General features: G+C 69.3%; 14 protein-coding genes. 5 read left to right on the top strand and 9 right to left on the bottom strand.

Going from position 1 to position 17,951, the window contains the following annotated elements:
- The first annotated feature begins 20 nt into the window (after window positions 1–20).
- The gene (locus LY41_RS00635) at window positions 21–761 is read left to right on the top strand and encodes an SDR family oxidoreductase (protein WP_253861764.1); all 741 of its coding nucleotides are present in this window, start codon (window positions 21–23) and stop codon (window positions 759–761) included.
- 15 nt (window positions 762–776) lie between these two features.
- On the opposite strand, the gene LY41_RS00630 is transcribed toward LY41_RS00635, so the two are convergent.
- Window positions 777–1,937: a steroid 3-ketoacyl-CoA thiolase gene (locus LY41_RS00630; protein WP_253861762.1), complete on the bottom strand. Its 1,161-nt coding sequence runs from the start codon at window positions 1,935–1,937 to the stop codon at window positions 777–779.
- 231 nt (window positions 1,938–2,168) lie between these two features.
- On the opposite strand from LY41_RS00630, the gene LY41_RS00625 reads away from it, so the two are divergent.
- Window positions 2,169–3,395 (top strand): cytochrome P450, encoded by a 1,227-nt coding sequence (locus LY41_RS00625; protein WP_253861760.1) that lies wholly within the window; start codon window positions 2,169–2,171, stop codon window positions 3,393–3,395.
- 197 nt (window positions 3,396–3,592) lie between these two features.
- On the opposite strand, the gene LY41_RS00620 is transcribed toward LY41_RS00625, so the two are convergent.
- From LY41_RS00620 to LY41_RS00610, 3 genes are read right to left on the bottom strand one after another with little or no spacing between them, the layout of a single operon-like run.
- Window positions 3,593–4,753, bottom strand: coding sequence for a thiolase family protein (locus tag LY41_RS00620; RefSeq protein ID WP_253861759.1), 1,161 nt, complete (start codon window positions 4,751–4,753; stop codon window positions 3,593–3,595).
- 3 nt (window positions 4,754–4,756) lie between these two features.
- Entirely contained in the window at window positions 4,757–5,845 is a 1,089-nt protein-coding gene (locus LY41_RS00615) for a thiolase family protein (protein WP_253861757.1), read from the bottom strand.
- 11 nt (window positions 5,846–5,856) lie between these two features.
- Window positions 5,857–6,882 (bottom strand): Zn-ribbon domain-containing OB-fold protein, encoded by a 1,026-nt coding sequence (locus LY41_RS00610; RefSeq protein ID WP_253861755.1) that lies wholly within the window; start codon window positions 6,880–6,882, stop codon window positions 5,857–5,859.
- A gap of 100 nt (window positions 6,883–6,982) precedes the next feature.
- Between LY41_RS00610 and LY41_RS00605 the strand changes: the two genes are divergently transcribed.
- The gene (locus LY41_RS00605) at window positions 6,983–8,575 is read left to right on the top strand and encodes an acyl-CoA synthetase (RefSeq protein ID WP_253861753.1); all 1,593 of its coding nucleotides are present in this window, start codon (window positions 6,983–6,985) and stop codon (window positions 8,573–8,575) included.
- A 347-nt stretch (window positions 8,576–8,922) separates the two neighbouring features.
- Here the strand turns inward: LY41_RS00605 and LY41_RS00600 are convergent, their stop codons facing one another.
- The gene (locus LY41_RS00600) at window positions 8,923–9,711 is read right to left on the bottom strand and encodes a crotonase/enoyl-CoA hydratase family protein (RefSeq protein WP_253861751.1); all 789 of its coding nucleotides are present in this window, start codon (window positions 9,709–9,711) and stop codon (window positions 8,923–8,925) included.
- 163 nt (window positions 9,712–9,874) lie between these two features.
- Between LY41_RS00600 and LY41_RS00595 the strand changes: the two genes are divergently transcribed.
- Both LY41_RS00595 and LY41_RS00590 read left to right on the top strand, forming a co-directional pair.
- Window positions 9,875–11,491, top strand: a complete 1,617-nt coding sequence (locus tag LY41_RS00595) for an acyl-CoA synthetase (protein WP_253861750.1) — start codon at window positions 9,875–9,877, stop codon at window positions 11,489–11,491.
- A gap of 98 nt (window positions 11,492–11,589) precedes the next feature.
- Entirely contained in the window at window positions 11,590–12,699 is a 1,110-nt protein-coding gene (locus LY41_RS00590) for an NAD(P)H-dependent flavin oxidoreductase (protein ID WP_253861748.1), read from the top strand.
- A 10-nt stretch (window positions 12,700–12,709) separates the two neighbouring features.
- Here LY41_RS00590 and LY41_RS00585 read toward each other — a convergent pair whose 3' ends face one another.
- The 4 genes from LY41_RS00585 to LY41_RS00570 form a co-directional block, all read right to left on the bottom strand.
- Window positions 12,710–14,677 (bottom strand): hypothetical protein, encoded by a 1,968-nt coding sequence (locus tag LY41_RS00585; protein WP_253861746.1) that lies wholly within the window; start codon window positions 14,675–14,677, stop codon window positions 12,710–12,712.
- Window positions 14,674–15,825, bottom strand: a complete 1,152-nt coding sequence (locus LY41_RS00580; RefSeq protein WP_253861744.1) for a 5'-methylthioadenosine/S-adenosylhomocysteine nucleosidase family protein — start codon at window positions 15,823–15,825, stop codon at window positions 14,674–14,676. Before LY41_RS00580 ends, LY41_RS00585 begins: the two co-directional genes overlap by 4 nt.
- Complete coding sequence (locus tag LY41_RS00575) at window positions 15,825–16,553, bottom strand: NUDIX hydrolase (protein ID WP_253861742.1); 729 nt, start codon at window positions 16,551–16,553, stop codon at window positions 15,825–15,827. Before LY41_RS00575 ends, LY41_RS00580 begins: the two co-directional genes overlap by 1 nt.
- Window positions 16,554–16,680: 127 nt before the next feature.
- Window positions 16,681–17,916, bottom strand: a complete 1,236-nt coding sequence (locus LY41_RS00570) for an APC family permease (protein WP_253861740.1) — start codon at window positions 17,914–17,916, stop codon at window positions 16,681–16,683.
- Between the last annotated feature and the right edge of the window lie 35 nt (window positions 17,917–17,951).

Below are 17,951 nucleotides of genomic sequence, written 5' to 3'. Positions count from 1 at the left end.
CGCGGGGATAGCCTGCAGCCATGACGAAGGTCGCCGTGGTGACGGGTGCAGGGACAGGGATCGGCAGGCAGGTCGCGCGGGCGCTGCTCGACGACGGGTACGGCGTGGCGCTGGCCGGGCGCAGGCGGGAGCCGCTGCAGGAGGTCGCGGGTGAGCGCGCCGAGGCGCTGGTCGTGCCCGCCGACGTCACCGATGCGGATTCGGTCGCCGCGCTGTTCGACGCGGTCCGGCAGCGGTGGGGCCGGGTGGACGTGCTGTTCAACAACGCGGGTACCACTGGCACGCGCGGGTCGGTGGACACGCTGCCGGTCGAGGACTGGAAGGCGATCGTCGACGTCAACCTGACCGGCATGTTCCTGTGCGCCCAGCAGGCCGTGCGCATGATGAAGGAGCAGTCCCCCCGCGGCGGGCGCATCATCAACAACGGCTCGATCTCGGCGCACACGCCGCGTCCGGAGACCGTCGGCTACGCCGCCACGAAGCACGCGCTGACGGGCCTGACCAAGTCCATCGCCCTCGACGGCCGCCCGCACGACATCGCGTGCGGGCAGATCGACATCGGCAACGCCGCCACCGAACTGACCAGCGGTTTCTCCGACGTCGGCATGCCGCAGGCCGACGGCAGTCTCGTGCCGGAGCCGACGTTCGACGCCGCCCACGTCGCCGACGCGGTGCGGACCATGGTCAACCTGCCGCTGTCGGCGAACGTGCCGTTCCTGACGATCATGGCCAACGGCATGCCGTTCCTCGGCCGCGGCTGAGCCACCGGGCCGGGTTCACAGGCGTTCGAGGACCGTGGCGGTCGACAGCGCGCCACCCGCGCACATGCTCACCAGGGCGGTCGCGCCGTCCCGGCGTTCGAGCTCGTGCAGTGCGGTGGTGAGCAGGCGCGATCCGGTGTTGCCGACCGGGTGGCCGAGCGCGATCGCGCCGCCGTTGACGTTGACCCGGTCCGGGTCGGGCTCGTGCACCTGTTGCCAGGACAGCACCACCGACGCGAACGCCTCGTTGACCTCGAACAGATCCGGGCCGTCGATCGTCATGCCCGCACGGTCGAGCACGCGCTGCGTGGACCGGACCGGTCCGTCGAGGTGGTAGTACGGCTCGGCGCCGACGAGCGCCTGCGCCCGGATGCGCGCGCGTGGCCGCAGGCCGAGGGCGCGGGCCCGCGTGGCGTCCATGATCAGTACGGCCGAGGCACCGTCGGAGATCTGCGACGACGTGCCCGCGGTGTGCAGGCCGTCGTCCAGTACGGGCGTGAGGCGGCCGAGAGCCTCGCTGCTGGTCTCGCGCAAGCCCTGGTCGCGGGTGACGAGCCGGTGCTCACCGGTCGGCGTGCCGTGTTCGTCCAGTACCGGGGCCTCGACGCCGACGACCTCGCGGTCGAACCGGCCCTCGGCCCACGCGGCAGCGGCCTTCTGCTGGGAGGCGAGCCCGACGGCGTCGAGGTCGGCACGGGACAGGCCGCGGCGGCGGGCGATGCGTTCGGCGGCGCCGTACTGGTCGGGCAGGTCGACCGACCACGACTCGGGCCTGCGGCGTCCCGCGTCGCCGACGTTCGCGCCCAGTGGAACCCGGCTCATGGCCTCGACCCCGCACGCGATGCCCACGTCGATCGCCCCGGCCGCCACGAGCCCGGCCACCAGGTGAGCAGCCTGCTGGGCCGAACCGCACTGGGCGTCGACCGACGTGGCGCCGCACGCCTCGGGCAGGCCTGCGTGGAGCCAGGCGGTGCGTGCGACGTTGCCCGCCTGCTCGCCGGCCTGGGTGACCGTGCCGCTGATGATCTGCTCGACCTCGGCCGGATCGACGCCGGCGCGGTCGAGGACCGCGGTCTGGGCCGCGCCCAGCAGCTCGGCGGCATGGAGCCCGGCGAGGACGCCACCGCGCTTTCCGATCGGGGTCCGGACGGCTTCCACGATGACCGGGTCGCCCACGTCGCACTCCTTCGCATGTCGGCTCCCCTTAAAGGTAGAACATGTTCTCGTGTGGATCAAGGTGACGACGGGATGTCCTTCCCGGTGCCGGACGACCGGGACCGTGGCAGGCAGGGCGATTGCGACTGATCCGGTTGCCGGTCTCCTTCGGGCTCTTCACCGAATCGACGTCGTGTGCTTCACTCGGTAAGTAGAACGAGTTCCATTACGCTGCTCGCGGAGGTTCGGCGCATGACGACGTCACTGTTGCCCGAGGGTTTCGACTTCACCGATCCCGATCTGCTCGCGCGGCGACTGCCGCTCGACGAACTGGCGCTGCTGCGCCGCACCGCACCCGTGTGGTGGAACGACCAGCCGCACAATGTGGCGGGCTTCGGCGACGACGGCTTCTGGGTGGTGACCCGACTCGAGGACGTGAAGACCGTGTCGAAGGACAGCGAGCTGTTCTCCTCGAGCGAGAAGACCGCGATCGTCCGCTTCGACGAGAACATGGACGAGGACGGTCTCGACGCCAATCGGCTCGTCCTGCTCAACATGGATGCGCCGCAGCACACCAAGCTGCGCCGGATCGTGTCGAAGGGCTTCACGCCGCGCGCGATCAACAGGCTCGAGGACGGGTTGCGCGCACGCGCCCGGCAGATCGTCGCCGACGCGAAGGAGCGGGGGTCCGGTGACTTCGTGCAGGACGTGGCCTGCGAACTGCCGTTGCAGGCGATCGCCGACCTGATCGGTGTCCCGCAGGAGGACCGGCTGAAGATCTTCGACTGGTCCAACCAGATGATCGGTTACGACGATCCCGAGTACGACGTGGATCCGCTGACGGCCTCGGCCGAACTGGTCAGTTACGCGTTCGCGATGGCGGAGGAGCGGCGGCAGAACCCCACCGACGACATCGTCACCACGCTCGTCCAGGCCGATGTGGACGGTGAGTCGCTCGCCTCCGACGAGTTCAGCTTCTTCGTCATCCTGCTGGCCGTCGCGGGCAACGAGACGACGCGCAACGCCATCACCCACGGCATGAAGGCGTTCCTCGACAATCCGGACCAGTGGGAGCTCTACAAGCGCACGCGCCCGGAGACGACCGCCGACGAGATCGTGCGCTGGGCGACCCCGGTCGTGGCGTTCCAGCGCACGGCCACGGCCGACACCGAGCTCGGCGGTCAGCACATCCGCACGGGCGACCGCGTGGCGATGTTCTACAGCTCGGCCAACTTCGACCCCGAGGTGTTCGACGAGCCCGAGACGTTCGACATCCTGCGCGACCCGAACCCGCACGTCGGCTTCGGCGGTACCGGGGCGCACTACTGCATCGGCGCGAACCTGGCGCGGCTGGAGATGAACCTGATCTTCAACGCGATCGCCGACGCCATGCCCGACATTCGCGAGGTCGGGGAGCCGGAACGGCTGCGCTCCGGCTGGCTCAACGGCATCAAGCACTACGAGGTCGCCTACGAGTAGGCGCATCTCCGCACGGCCGGACCCCGAACACGCGCGCACCTTACGAGTGCGCGCGTGTTCTGCGCTCACCCGTCGTCCGGTCACCGCCGCACCGGCCCGTACCCGACTGGTTCTCACCGGGCCCGTACCGGGCTGTGCGCAGCGGCGTGCCCCGGTCGCCGTTGCCCGGCGACCGGGGCACGACCCGCGCCGGTGGGTCAGGCCGGTTTGCCGCTGCCGACCAGCCACATGGAGAAGTACTGCGAGCCGCCGCCGTAGGCGTGTCCGAGCGCCGTGCGGGCACCGTCGACCTGGTGCTCGCCCGCGCGGCCCATGACCTGTTTGGCCGCCTCGGAGAACCGGAGCATGCCGGAGGCGCCGATCGGATTGGACGAGAGCACCCCGCCCGAGGGATTGACCGGGAGCCGCCCGCCGAGTGCGGTCTCGCCCGCCTCCGTGAGCTTCCAGCCCTCGCCGTCGGCGGCGAAGCCGAGGTTCTCCAGCCACATGGGCTCGAACCAGGAGAACGGCACGTAGATCTCCGCGGCGTCCACTTGGGACAACGGGTCGGTGATGCCGGCCTGGTGCCACAGTGCGGTGGCCGCGTCCCGGCCCGCCCGCGGGCTGACCTGGTCGCGGCCTGCGAACGTGGTCGGTTCGGTGCGCATCGCCGTCGCGTGGATCCACGCCGGGTCCGGGGCGTCGTCGCCGGCCTGCTCGTCCCCGATCACCATCGCGCAGGCACCGTCCGACGACGGGCACGTCTCGTCGTAGCGGATCGGATCCCACAGCATCTGCGAGGCCTGCACGGAATCGACCGTGATCTCGGACTGGCGCAGGTGGGCGTAGGGGTTGAGCGCGCCGTTGCGGCGGTCCTTCGCCGCGACGATCGCCCCGACGTGCTCCGGAGCCCCGGACCGGCGCAGGTAGGAGCGCACGTGCGGGGCGAAGTACCCGCCCGCGCCCGCGCCCACCGGCATCGTGAACGGCACCCGGATGGACAGTGCCCACATCGCGTTGGACTCGGACTGCTTCTCGAACGCCACGGTCAGCACCCGGCGGTGCACCCCGGACCGCACGAGACTCGCCGCCACGAGCGCGGTCGATCCGCCGACCGAGCCCGCGGTGTGGACGCGCAGCAGCGGTTTGCCGTTCGCGCCGAGCGCGTCGGCCAGGAACAGTTCGGGCATCATGACGCCTTCGAACAGGTCGGGCGCCTTGCCGACCACGACGGCGTCGATGTCGGACCAGGCCACGTCGGCGTCGGCCATCGCGCGGTCCACTGCTTCGCGGAGCAGTCCCGGCATCGAGACGTCGGTGCGCTTGCTGCGGTGGTGCGTCTGCCCGGTGCCCAGGACCGCGGTGCGTTGCTCGGCCATCTGTCAGCCCCTCTCCAGGACGGTGACCAGGTTCTGTTGCAGCGCGGGACCGCTCGTGGCGTGACCGAGGGTGCGGGTGGCGTCGCCGTCGAGGATGCGCTGTGCGGCTTCACCGATCCGCGCGAGTCCGGCCGAGAACATCGGGTTGCCGGTGAGGGCGCCGCCGGACGGGTTGATGCGCACGTCGTCACCGAGGCCGAGCTCGTCGCGCACGATGAGCTCCTGGTGGGTGAACGGTGCGTGGAGCTCGGCGACCTCGACACCGTCGGTGCCGACCGCCTCGCCCGCGAGCCGCGTCGAGGGCGAAGTGGTGAGGTCGCGGGCACCGAGGGACGGCGTGTCGATGCGATGGTCGATGCCGCTGATCACGGCGGGCCGGTCGGCCAGATCGCGGGCCCGCTCGGCCGAGGCGAGCACGATGACCGCGGCACCGTCGGTGACGGGAGCGATGTCGTGGCGGCGCAACGGATCCGCGACGAGGTCCGCGGTGGGGTCCGCGGTGGGTTCAGTGGTGGGGGCGGAGCCGAGCAGGGTTGCCACGTCGGTCTCGCCGCTGAACTGGGCGCGCGGATTGTCCGCGGCGTCGCGCCTGCTCCGGGCCGCGACCTCGGCGAGGTCCTGCTCGGTCCACCGGCCGGACTCCAGCCCGAGCCGGGCCTGCAGCGCGGCGATGCTGACCGAGTCCGGCCACAGCGGTGCGACCGTGTACGGGTCGAGCTGCAGTGACAACACCCGCCGCAGCTCGCCGGCCGAGGACTTGCCGAACCCGTAGACGAGCGCCGTGTCGACCTCGCCCGTGCGGATCTTCAGCCACGCCTCGTACAGCGCCCACGCGGCGTCCATCTCCACGTGCGATTCGTGGATCGGGGGGAACGCGCCGATCGCATCGACCGCCGAGATGAACGAGAACGCCCGCCCCGCCAGATAGTCCGACGATCCGGAGCACCAGAATCCGATGTCGGTCTTGGACAGTCCGGTGCGGGTGTAGACCTCGTCGAAGATCGGCACGAGCATTTCGACGCCGTTGGTGGTGCCGTGGGTCCGCCGCACGTTGGGTGCCTGCGCGAACGCGACCACCGCGACTTCCGTCATGACTGGCCTCTCTACAGGTGGTGGGCGTACGAGGCGTACGGCGCGTCGGCCTCGCCCGTCGGTTCGAAGTGCGCGATGTTCTCGAGCGTCGTCGACCACTCCTCGCGCGGTTTCCAGGCGGCGCGCACGCGCATGCCCATGCGCACCTCGGAGGCCTCGCAGCCGAGCACGAGATGCAGGAACGGGATGTCGGCGCCGTCGAGCAGGATGTAGGCGCCCACGTACGGGGGAGCGATGCGCTGGCCGAGGAACGGCACGTTGACGATGCAGAACGTCGTCACGATCCCGGTGTCGGGCAGGTCGACCTCGTCGGTCGTCGGCACGCCGCACGTGGGGCACGCACCGCGGGGCGGGATGTAGACCTTGTCGCACCCGGGGCAGCGCTGGGCCAGCATTCTGCCGTCGGCGAGGGCTCTGAGGTACCGGCTCTCCTCGGGGGAGGCCGAGTGGGTGTAGCTCAGCTGCACCGGGGTGACGACGGTGTCCACCGTCGTCGTGTCGTCGTCGGCGCCGGTCGCTGCCGCGGGGGGAGCGGGCGCCGTCGGCGCCGCGTCGGCGGGCGGGTCCGCCACGGGGACGAAGTAGGCGATGTCGCGGATGTGGCCGACCGGCTCGTCGGCCCAGCGGACCCGGACGCGCTGTCCCGTGTGGACGGACGTGGGATCACCGCCGGTGTCGACGGCGTGCAGCAGCGCGGTGTCGGCGCCGTCCAGGCGGACGAGCGCCCAGGCGAACGGCCGTTGCACCGGCTGTCCGGCCAGCGGGTCGGCGATCCACGACCACGACACGACCGTGCCCTCGCCGGCGACATCGACCAGTTCGTCGAGCGCTTCGGCGGTGCCGGGGTCGTATTCGACCGGCGGGACGTGGACCCGGCCGTCGGAGCCGCGGACGCCGAGGATGCGGCGCTGCGCGAGGGCGGCCATGAACCGCCCCAGTACCGGGCCGACCGAACGGGTGTAGTCGAAGCCGATGTCCAGCGGTGCGGACAACGGCTGTTCTGGTGTCTCGGCTGGTTCGGATTCGACAGCAGTCACGTACGAAAGTGAAACACGTTCTCGATATTTCCGGCAACCCGAATCGGTGTTGCACTAAGTAGGGTTGCCCAAATGTGGAACGAGTTCTAGATTTGCGGGTATGACCTCGACGAATGCTGCGCGCCCCGCGACCGACCGCCCTGCCGAGACCGTCGGACTGTGGAACATCGCCGCCGAGCATCCGGAGCGGTGTGCCGCCGTCGACCCGGACGGCACCGAGGTCACCTACGGGCAGCTGGCCGCGCAGGCGAACACGTACGCGCGCGGTCTGCAGGCGCTCGGCCTGGAGACGGGCGACGCCGTCGTGGTGCTGCAGCCGAACGGGGTCGAACTCGTCGCCGCCTACTTCGCGGCGATCCAGTCCGGGCTGTACGTCGTCATGGCGAACTGGCATCTGACCGGCCCCGAGGTGGCGTACCTGATCACCGATTCCGGGGCGAAGGCCCTGCTGGTGCACGAGCGGTTCGCCGACACCGCCATCGCCGCGGCCGACGAGGCGGGACTCGACGGACACGGCAGGTTCGCCGTCGGTTCCGTCGACGGCTTCCGCCGCATCGAGGAGCTCGGGGCAGGCGAAGGCGACGGCAGGCCGCCGCGGCGCACGGCCGGGTCGCCGATGCTCTACACCTCGGGCACGACCGGCAAGCCGAAGGGCGTGCGACGGCCGCTGACCGGGACCGACCCGGACGAGGTCTCGCCGGCCAACCGTGGTTTCTTCGGGATCTTCGGCATCGAGCCGTTCGACGGGCACGTGCATCTGTGCGGGTCACCGCTGTATCACACCGCGGTGCTGAACTTCGTGGCGATCTCCATCCAGCTCGGGCATCCGGCGGTGCTGATGGACCGGTGGGACCCCGAGGAGATGCTGCGGCTCATCGAACGGCATCGGGTGACCCACAGCCACATGGTGCCCACCCAGTTCCGCAGGCTGCTCGCGCTGTCGGAGGAGACCCGCCTGCGCTACGACGTGTCGTCGCTGCGCGTGATGATCCACGGCGCCGCACCGTGCCCGGACGAGATCAAACGGCGGATGCTCGACTGGTGGGGACCGGTGGTCACCGAGTACTACGCCGCGACCGAGGGCGGCGGCACCGTCATCAGCGGCGCCGAATGGTTGCGCAAGCCCGGTTCGGTGGGCAGGCCGTGGCCGAACTCCACGGTCAAGATCCTCGACGACGACGGCAACGAACTGCCCGCGGGGGAGACGGGTTCGGTGTACCTGCAGATGGGCGGCTCGCGGTTCGAGTACCACAACGACCAGGACAAGACCGAGCGCGCGAAGGTGGGCGAGCTGTTCACGCTCGGCGACATCGGTCACCTCGACGAGGACGGCTATCTGTACCTGCACGACCGCAAGAGCGACATGATCATCTCCGGTGGGGTGAACATCTATCCCGCCGAGATCGAAGGCGAGCTGGCCGTGCATCCCAAGGTCGCCGACGTCGCCGTGTTCGGCGTGCCGCACGAGGACTGGGGCGAGCAGATCAAGGCCGTCGTGGAGCCCGCCGAGGGTGTCGACGGTTCGGAGGAACTGACCGACGAATTGCTCGCCTACGCCCGCGGGCGGCTGGCGAAGTTCAAACTGCCGAAGAGCATCGACTACCGCGACAGCCTGCCGCGCGACCCCAACGGCAAGCTGTACAAACGCCGCCTGCGTGATCCGTACTGGCAGGACCGCGATCGCGCGATCTGACGAAGCGGGGCGCTCCCGTGTGTCGGCCCGGCCGACGTGCGCGAACTTCGAACAGGGCGAACTTCGAACAGGGCCCTGGCAGCGCGAAACCCGGCCCACCCACCGTCCGGAAGGCTGCCGGGTTCACTTCGCAGGCCTACTGGCCTGTGCCGCGCCAGCCTGGCCCATCCCTCGTGGACGAGGCTCTCGATGAGTGCTCGTCGAGGTCACCCGTGTTCAGGAGGTCACCATGTGGCGCCGTCGTGCTACTGGGAAGGGTGGACGCGCGGACCTGCACCGACGAATGGTCGACCTGCGTCAGCGGGTCGATGCTGCAGAGCACGCACGCCCCTGGGTGCGTTTCGGCGTCAGCGGGCGCGGAAGTTCGGGGTGCGTTTCTCGGCGAAGGCGCGCGGGCCCTCCTTGGCGTCCTCGCTGGCGAACACGCCGACGCCGTACTGGGACTCCAGCTTGAAGGCCTCCTCCTCGTGCATGCCCTCGGTGTCGCGCATCGTGCGGAGGATGGCCTGTACGGCGAGCGGGCCGTTCGCCGCGATGGTGTCGGCGATCTCCAGCGCGGTGTCCAGGGCGCCGCCGTCGGGGACGAGACGGCCCACCAGGCCGATGTCGCGTGCCTCGGTGGCGGTGACGTGCCTGCCGGTCAGCAGGATCTCCGCGGCGACCGTGTAGGGGATCTGGCGCGGCAGGCGCACCGCCGATCCGCCGAGTGGGAACAGTCCCCAGCGCGCCTCGGAGACGCCGAACGTCGCGCTCTCGCCCGCGACGCGGATGTCGGTGCCCTGGAGGATCTCGGTGCCGCCCGCGATCGCGGGCCCTTCGACGGCCGCGATCAGCGGTTTGGTCAGCCTGCGGCCTTTGAGCAGGCCGTCCATGCGGCTCGGGTCGAACGCGGCCTTGTCGAACGCGTCCGAGGGCCGGTTGCTGTTCATCGCCTTCAGATCCGCACCGGCGCAGAACGTGCCGCCCGCGCCGGTCAGCACGCAGCTGCGGATCTCGGCGTCCTCGTCGACCCGGTCCCAGGCCTCGGTCATGATCGCGAGCATGTCGGCGGTGAGCGCGTTGCGCGTCTCCGGCCGGTTCAGCGTCACCACGAGGGTGTGTCCCCGTTGTTCCACCAGAGCGTGTGCGTCGGTCATGTGGTCCCTTTCGCCGGTCGGAGGATGCGGCGCCGCCGGGTGGTTGTCGCGGCCGGTGCCGGTGCGATTCGACTGCGCGGCGGTTCCGGGGTTCGCTCCCGCGGAACGTCACCATTGCCCGAAACCATTGCCCGAAACAATAACATGTTCTAGTTTGTTCGTCGTGGCCTTCAACATCGCAGACCTGCTGGAGCACGCCGTCGACGTCGCGGGCGATCGCACCGCGGTCGTCTGCGGTGACCGGAGCCTGACCTTCACCGAACTGGACGAGCGGGCCAACCGGCTCGCGCACCACCTGGCGTCCACGGGGGTCGGCAAGGGCGATCACATCGGCGTGTACTCGCGGAACTCCCTGGAAATGATCGAGACGATGTTCGCGGCGTACAAGCTTCGCGCCGCCGCGATCAACGTCAACTACCGCTACGTCGAAGCCGAGCTGAGCTACCTGCTCGACAACGGCGACGTCGTCGCGCTCGTGTACGAGCGGCAGTACTCCGACCGTGTCGCGGCCGTCCTGCCCTCGCTGGCAGAACTGGAACACGTTTTCGTCGTCGAGGACGGTTCCGACGCCGAGACGGCACCCGGTGCCGTCCGGTACGAGGACGCCGTCGCCGCCGGCGCACCCGAGCGTGACTTCGCCGACCGCAGCGGCGACGACCTCTACATCCTCTACACCGGCGGCACGACGGGCTATCCGAAGGGCGTCATGTGGCGCCACGAGGACGTCTTCCGCGCACTGGGCGGCGGCATCGACTTCCTCACCGGCGAGTACGTGCCGGACGAATGGGCGCTCGCCGAGCAGGGCCGCGACGGTGCGATGGTGCGCCTGCCCGCGGCACCGCTGATCCACGGCGCGGCGCAGTGGGCGGCGTTCGGGGCGTTGTTCGCCTGCGGCACGGTCGTGTTCGTGCCGCAGTTCGACGCCGACGAGATCTGGCGCGAGATCGAGCGGCACCGGGTCAACGTGCTCACGATCGTCGGGGACGCCATGGGGCGCCCGCTGCTGGACGCCTACCGCGCCGGCGCGTACGACGCCTCGTCGATCGTTGCCGTCTCCAGTCACGCGGCACTGTTCTCGCAGTCCGTGAAGCAGGAGTATCTCGCCGAGTTCCCGAACCTCGTCCTGACCGACGCGATCGGCTCGTCCGAGAGCGGGTTCACCGGGATCGGCATGATGGGGCGCGACGACGACCACTCGGCAGGTCCACGGGTGAACTTCGGCAAGGACGCCGTGCTGGTCGACGACGACGGCGCGATCGTGCCCGCCGAACCCGGCGCGGTCGGCCGGATCGGCAGACGCGGGCACGTCCCGCTCGGCTACTACAAGGACCCGGCCAAGAGCGAGACGATCTTCGTCGAGGCCGGGGGAGTGCGCTACGTGGTGCCCGGCGACTACGCCCGCTACGAGGAGGACGGCACGGTCACGCTGCTGGGCCGGGGCTCGCAGTGCGTCAACACCGGCGGGGAGAAGGTGTTCCCCGAAGAGGTCGAGGGTGCGCTCAAATCCCATCCGGAGGTGTTCGACGCGCTCGTGATCGGCGTGCCCGACGAGCGCATGGGCCAGTGCGTCGGTGCTCTGGTCGAACCGCGGCCGGACGCGCAGCTCGACCCGGCGACGCTCGGCGAGCACGTCCGCGGCGCGCTCGCCGGGTACAAGGTGCCGCGCTGCATCTGGCTCGTGCCGCAGGTCGAGCGTCTTCCCAGCGGCAAACCCGACTACCCGTGGGCCCAGCGCCACGCCGCCGCCCACCCGCCGGACACCGAGAAATCGGCGGCCTGAGCCGGCGAGCACGATCCGGGGCCGGGGCCGGCGCACCATCCCGCGTCCCCGGTGCTGTGCCTGCCCGGCCGGCCGCACCCAGCGTAGGAGGATTTTCGATGCGCACGTCCCTGTGCGACACCCTCGGCATCGACGTGCCGATCGTCGGCTTCACCCCGTCCGAACACGTCGCCGCGGCGATCAGCCGCGCCGGGGGGCTCGGCGTGCTCGGCTGTGTGCGGTTCAACGACGCCGAGGAACTCGACAAGGTGCTCGGGTGGATGGACGCCAACACCGACGGCAAACCGTACGGCGTCGACGTCGTGATGCCCGCGACGGTGCCCGACGAGGTCAAGGACATCGATCCCGAGACACTGATCCCGGAGCAGCACCGGGAGTTCGTCGACCGCACGCTCGCGCAGCTGGGCGTGCCCGAGCTGCCCGAGGGCGAGGAGCGCGACGGCGTGCTGGGCTGGCTGCACTCGGTGGCGCGCTCGCACGTGGACGTGGCGCTGGAGCACCCGATCGCGCTGATCGCCAATGCGCTCGGCTCGCCGCCGCCCGATGTCATCGCGCAGGCCCACGAGCACGGCGTGCCGGTGGCGGCGCTTGCGGGCAAGGCCGAGCACGCACTGCGGCACGTCGACAACGGCGTGGACTTCGTCGTGGCACAGGGGCACGAGGCGGGCGGCCACACCGGCGAGATCGCCTCGATGGTGCTGCTGCCGGAGATCGTCGACGCCGTCGGCGAACGGGCACCGGTGCTGGCCGCGGGCGGCATCGGTTCGGGCAGGCAGGCCGCGGCGGCGCTCGCGCTCGGCGCGTCGGGGGTCTGGACCGGTTCGATCTGGCTCGGCACCCGCGAGTACCTGGAGACGATGCCGTCCTCGGAGCCGATGCAGCAGGCGCTGCTGGCGGCGACGTCCGCCGACACCGTGCGGACCCGGATCTACACGGGCAAACCGGCGCGGCTGCTGAAGACCCGCTGGACGGAGGCGTGGTCGCAACCGGACGCACCGCAGCCGCTGCCGATGCCGTTGCAGAACCTGCTCGTGGCGCCCGCGCACAACCGCATCCACGCCTCGTCCGACCCGTCGGTGGTGTCGATGCCGGTCGGCCAGATCGTGGGCCGGATGACCGAGGTGCGCGCGGTCGCCGACATCGTCGCCGAGCTGAGTTCCGGCTTCTCGGCCGCCGTCGGCAGGCTCAACCGGATCGAGGACGGTTAAGTAGCGTTGTTCAGGACCGTACCGGTTCGCGTTGGATCCATTTCTTACCCTCCGCCGCGACGCCTTCCAGAAGTCGCAAGGTGTGGAGGAACCCGGATGCTTCGAGGTTCATTGTGGCGATCCGGTCAGGGTCCTCGCCCTCCTGGAGGTTATCTACGACCGTCTCGGCGACCGGGATCTTCCGCGGGGCGCCGTTCAACAGGGACAGGTGGAGTTCGTGCCTTTCGTCTGCTGAACGCTCGACGTAGATGGAGGACACGGCGTCGAACCGGAAGTTGTGCCTGGACTGGCCGCCGGGGCGGATGGGAGTGAAATGTAGCTCGGTGGTGATTTCCCGCACCCCATCCTTGGTGAGCAGGAACGTGTGGATGTTGTAGCGGGTGTAGCGCCAGGGGCCGCTCTTCGCGCGAGCTCGTCTGGATCTCGGGGCGGGAGACAAGAGAGTCGCCTCGCGGAACACGTCCCTCCATGCCAGCCGATAGGTCTTGAGGATGTCATCGACCAGCAACGTGATGTCGTGGTCCAGCCACCGCTGCATCTCTGTCTCGTCAGGTGATGTGTTCTCGAGCTTGTTCGCCCATCGTCGCTGCCATTCTCGGCGTTGGGCAAGCTCTTCGTCGTACTCGGCGCGGTCGTCGATCTCCCGGCGTCGTTCGGCGACGATATGCGCCCACCGTTTCACGGTGGCCGTTCCGGCGATGACGGCCACCAGGGTGGCTGTCGCCGTAGGTAGAGGTGAAGCCGAGAACAGCTGCGGTGCCGTCGTGGCCGAGCCTGCGAACGTGGCCCCGATACCGAGGATGCACCATCGTCTCACCGCTGTCGGGGTCCGATAGCGATCTCGGTAGGCATGCAACTGCCCCGACTCTGCCCGGTGCTGTGCATCCAAGGCGAGGTCGCGGATGAGCCAGCGGATCATGCCGCAGGAAGTGTCGCGCTCCCGGTAGATCTCCACGAGCTCGTCGCGGAGGTGTGCCCTGATGCCGGCACTACGTCTCATCCACGTCTGCTCGTCAGATCCTGCAGGGACATACCTGCGGAAGTACCTTTCGAAGAAGTGTGTGACGTCGCCTGCGAATCCGGTGTCCGAGCGCCGTTTGTGTGGATCGAACTCGTATTGGCGGTCCTTGTGTGCGATGCGCCTGTTCCGGTAGTGCCAGTCCATGCCACAGCGCGCACCCACGAACGTGCTACCGGCAGCGCACAGAAGGCTCAGTGTCGCCAGGAAATCCGCCGTGGTGGCGGCAACCCAGCCGAGATAGCCCACTGCAGCTGCGGCGACGGTGAGCCACGCGCGTGCCCGGAACAGCTCGTCCGGTGTCGTGGCGTCGGGGAGTGGGTCGCGAACACGAGCGCCTGCCGGTCTGGGACAGAAGTACGCCCAGACACGTCCCTCACGGTCGTTCTCGTCGCGTCGGTTCTGGGCCTTCTTACGGCGCGCGTCCCAGAGGTGATCCCGCGTGTCACCGTCGATGACGTGGGCGAGGTGGTCGTCGATCAACCTTTGCTGGTCGGGTGCGAGTTGCCTTACCTTGTTGACGATCCGGTCGCCTCCCGTTCTCCCTTCGCGATGCCGGTCGATCAACTCGCACACGAGTCGCAATGCGGGAATCCACCGGACATCGTAATGTGCATCCATGCCTCGGCCAACTGCCCCGAGTCGCTGCTCGTCGTCCTCATCCAGATCGCGGAAGGTGCGGCCGCTTAGTAGAGCGAGCGCCAGATAGAAGTGGGCGCGTGCGGAGTCGTCGGAGGCGAGGACCTTGTCGAGGATCTCAATCGACTTGGCGCGGCCGTGAGTATGAAGGATCTGGATGGCTTGGTCGAGCTGTTGCTCCGGAGGAGCATCTTCCTGCACATAGTAGTGATTGCTCTGGTGGACAACGCCCACGATGTTGCTTTCTTGGAAGGACATGCCGCCCTGGTTGACGTCGGCGACGTTGTGGGCTTCCGGCTCTTGAGGTTCGGCGTCGGTCATGTCAGCGCCTCCGCGGCCGTGATCAGGGTCGCCACCTTGGCGGCGAAGTCCGTGGCCCCCATGACCACCCCGTAGAGCCGTTTCAGTGCGAGCACGAAGGATTTCTTCGACGACTCCGGATCGGTCAATGTCGCGCTCGCGGCGTCGAGTTCGGCTTCTGCGGCGTGAGCTGTTTCGGCATCGAGTTCACTGCCGACTCGGAGTTGCTCGAGTTCGGTGCGAAGAGCCATCAGTTCGTGACGGAAATTGGTGGATGAGCCGGCGTCGTGGGCCGTCGTCCGTGTTGTGACGACGGAGTTGGTCACCGTGCTGCCCTGGATGGCGACGGATCCGCCACTGACCTTCTGGACGTTGCGCGGGCCGGAGCTGCGGTCTCGTGTCATGGGCGAATGCTCCTGTTCTGTGGCGAGTTCACTTGCGAGGCGGACCCCGAACGCCGCGGCATGGTCGGCTGCGACGGGTTGCCATGCGGAATCCGAGGTCGTTGCTTTGGTCCCGTCGGCGTGATCGCTGATCCCTCGTACGACCGCGACCGGGACGCCACTCAGCTGGCCGGCCTGGGCGACGCCGGCTGCCTCCATCTCCACCGCGCGGGCATCGTTGTAGTGCCGCCGGAGCCAGGTCGCCTCGTGTGACGTACTGGAGTTCTGCACGATCTCGCCTGCAGCGATCGGCGCGACGTGCGCGGTCGGGGCGGCGCCTGATTCCTCACGGCCGATGTCGGCAACCCAGTGGTTGTCCCGTTTGAGCTGATGAACGAGTTGGCTGAGCCCGTGGTCGAGTTGCCAAGCCTCAGGGCGTGCCATGAGGCCGTCATCCTCGCTCGTCCCGCCGTGATACGCGTAGATCTTCGACGCGATGACGACGTCGCCGAGCGGGGTGTTCCACAGTCCGCCGGCCACGCCGATGAACAAGACGGCGAGGGGCTCGAATTCGGTGAGTGCCCGCTCGGTCATGGCCGCGGCCTTGTGGTTGCCCTTGTCGGCGAGTCCGAGAGCTATCTGGTGTGTCGTGCCGGGAATGGTCCCCACTTCGAAGCGGGTGCCTTTGTCGTGTGGATGCCGGTGGAGAGTGGAGAGTCGGTTTCGTACGGCGTCGTACTCGAGATCGAGCGCGGTGAGTACGACGATCGTATGGCTCGTTGTCATCATTCCCCCTGACGAGAGACGGTATGGCCGGGGCGCGGGATGGGCGGATGAAGCGTGGTGGCAGGTCCGGCGGTGAAGAGCCGTGCCGGCCGTCCCTTGGTGACGCGACGTTCGGAGTCGACGGGAAGTAGAAAGTCCGGAACCTTCTGCACCTTCCGGTAGAAGTTCCGGGGGTCCAGGTCGACTCCCCACACGGCCTCGTAGACCTGTTGGAGGTCGGAGATCGTGAAGGTCGGCTCGCAGAACGCTGTCGCCAGCGGGGTGTGCTCCAGCTTGGAGCGAGCCCGTTCGATGCCGTCGGCGATGATGACGTCGTGGTCGAAGGCCAAGGGAAGCTCGCCGGAGACGATGGCGTCGACAGGCCGCCAAGCGGCTCGTGCGGCATCCGTGCCGGCTGTGGGCTCCGGCAAGCGTGGTGCGATCGCCAGGTATGTCACGGACACAACACGTCCACGCGGATCACGGCTCGCGTCACCGTAGGCCCCCAGCTGTTCGAGGTGCAGCTGAGTCGCGTCGAGATCGGCTTCCTCGTCGAGCTCTCGCCGGGCGGCCGCGAGAAGACCCTCCCTGTCGTTGTTGAGAAAGCCGCCCGGTAGCGCCGCACAACCTCGGTACGGATCGATGCCCCGTTCCACGAGCAGGACATGAAGGCGTGTCTCTCGTAACGTCAAGATCACAAGATCGACGGCGAGCAGGATGCGTGGTGGTGACCAGGTGTCGTCGGTCATGACGAGGACCGTATCTTCTTGTTAAAGTGACAAAAAGCGTCTATCCGGGTGATGTGATGGAGGTGGGTCGTGCCGTATCTCAGCTATCAGGGGAGTCGGGACGGCTTCTCGGCCGCCGTCGGCAGGCTCACCCGGATCGACGGCGCGTGAGCGCGTAGGCGAGTGCGCCCAGCGCGAGCACGCCGAGTCCACTGAGGACGGATACGGCCGGCAGGTTCGCGGCCAGCAGCAGACAGCCCGCGAGCCCGGCGACGGGCACGAGTCTGCGGCCGAGCGTGCACGCGCTCGCGTTGGCGATCGCGTAGTAGACCAGCACGGCCAGTGACGAGAACCCGATGGCTTCGCGCAGGTCGACGGTCGCCGCCAGGATCGCGACGACGATGCCGACGGCGACGGCGGCCCGGTGCGGCACGCCGAACCGCGGATGCACCACGGCGAGGCCGTGGGGCAGATGCCGGTCGCGGGCCATGGCGAGCACGGTCCGGGACACGCCGAGCACGAGCGCCAGCAGCGCGCCCAGCGCGGCGAGCACGGCACCGACGCGCACGACGGGGACGAGTCCGGTCAGCCCGGTCGCGGCGACCGCCTCGGCCACCGGATCCTCGGCAGCCGCGATCCCGGCAGGCCCGAGCGTGGTCAGCAGTGCGAGCGCGACGAGCGCGTACACCGCGAGCACGAGCCCCAGAGCCCACGCCACGGCACGCGGGATCGTGCGCGCCGGATCACGCACCTCCTCGCCGAGCGTGGCCACCCGCGCGTACCCGGCGAACGCGAAGAACAGCAGGCCGGCCGCCTCCAATACGCCCGGCGGCCCGGCACCGGCGGTCGGATCGAGCCTGCTCACCTGCGGGTCGCCCGCGGTGAGCGTGGCAAGGACCGCGGTGGCCAGCGCCAGCAGACTGACCGTCACCAGTACGGCGGCGGCCCGCGTGGACCGGTGCACCCCGTGGTAGTCGAGCGTCGTGATGGCCGCGACGACCGCCACGGCGAGCAGTCCCCGCCACGGCTGACCCAGCCCGGGTGCGGCGTAGGCGACGACCGTCAGCGCCATCGCCGCACAGCTGGCCGTCTTGCCGACGACGAACCCCCACCCGGCGAGGTGTCCCCAGAACGGGCCGAGGCGTTCGCGGCCGTAGACGTACGTCCCACCGGATTCGGGGTACCGCGCGGCGAGGCGGGCCGAGGACGTGGCGTTGCAGTAGGCCACGACGGCGGCCAGCAGCAACGCGACGGGCAGCGCCCCGCCCGCGGCTGCGGCGGCCGGGGCGAACGCCGTGTACACGCCGGCGCCGATCATGGCGCTCAGGCCCACGAGCACGGCCTGTGGGGTCCCGAGCCTGCGCGCGAGCCGATCCGCCGTCATCGCGTGCAACCTACCGGGCGCCCGGTTACGTCCGG

The organism is Prauserella halophila, assembly GCF_024171895.1.
GTDB lineage: Bacteria > Actinomycetota > Actinomycetes > Mycobacteriales > Pseudonocardiaceae > Prauserella > Prauserella halophila.
The sequence above is the reverse complement of the archived record's forward strand: the minus strand, read 5'-3'. Positions and strand labels throughout refer to the sequence as shown.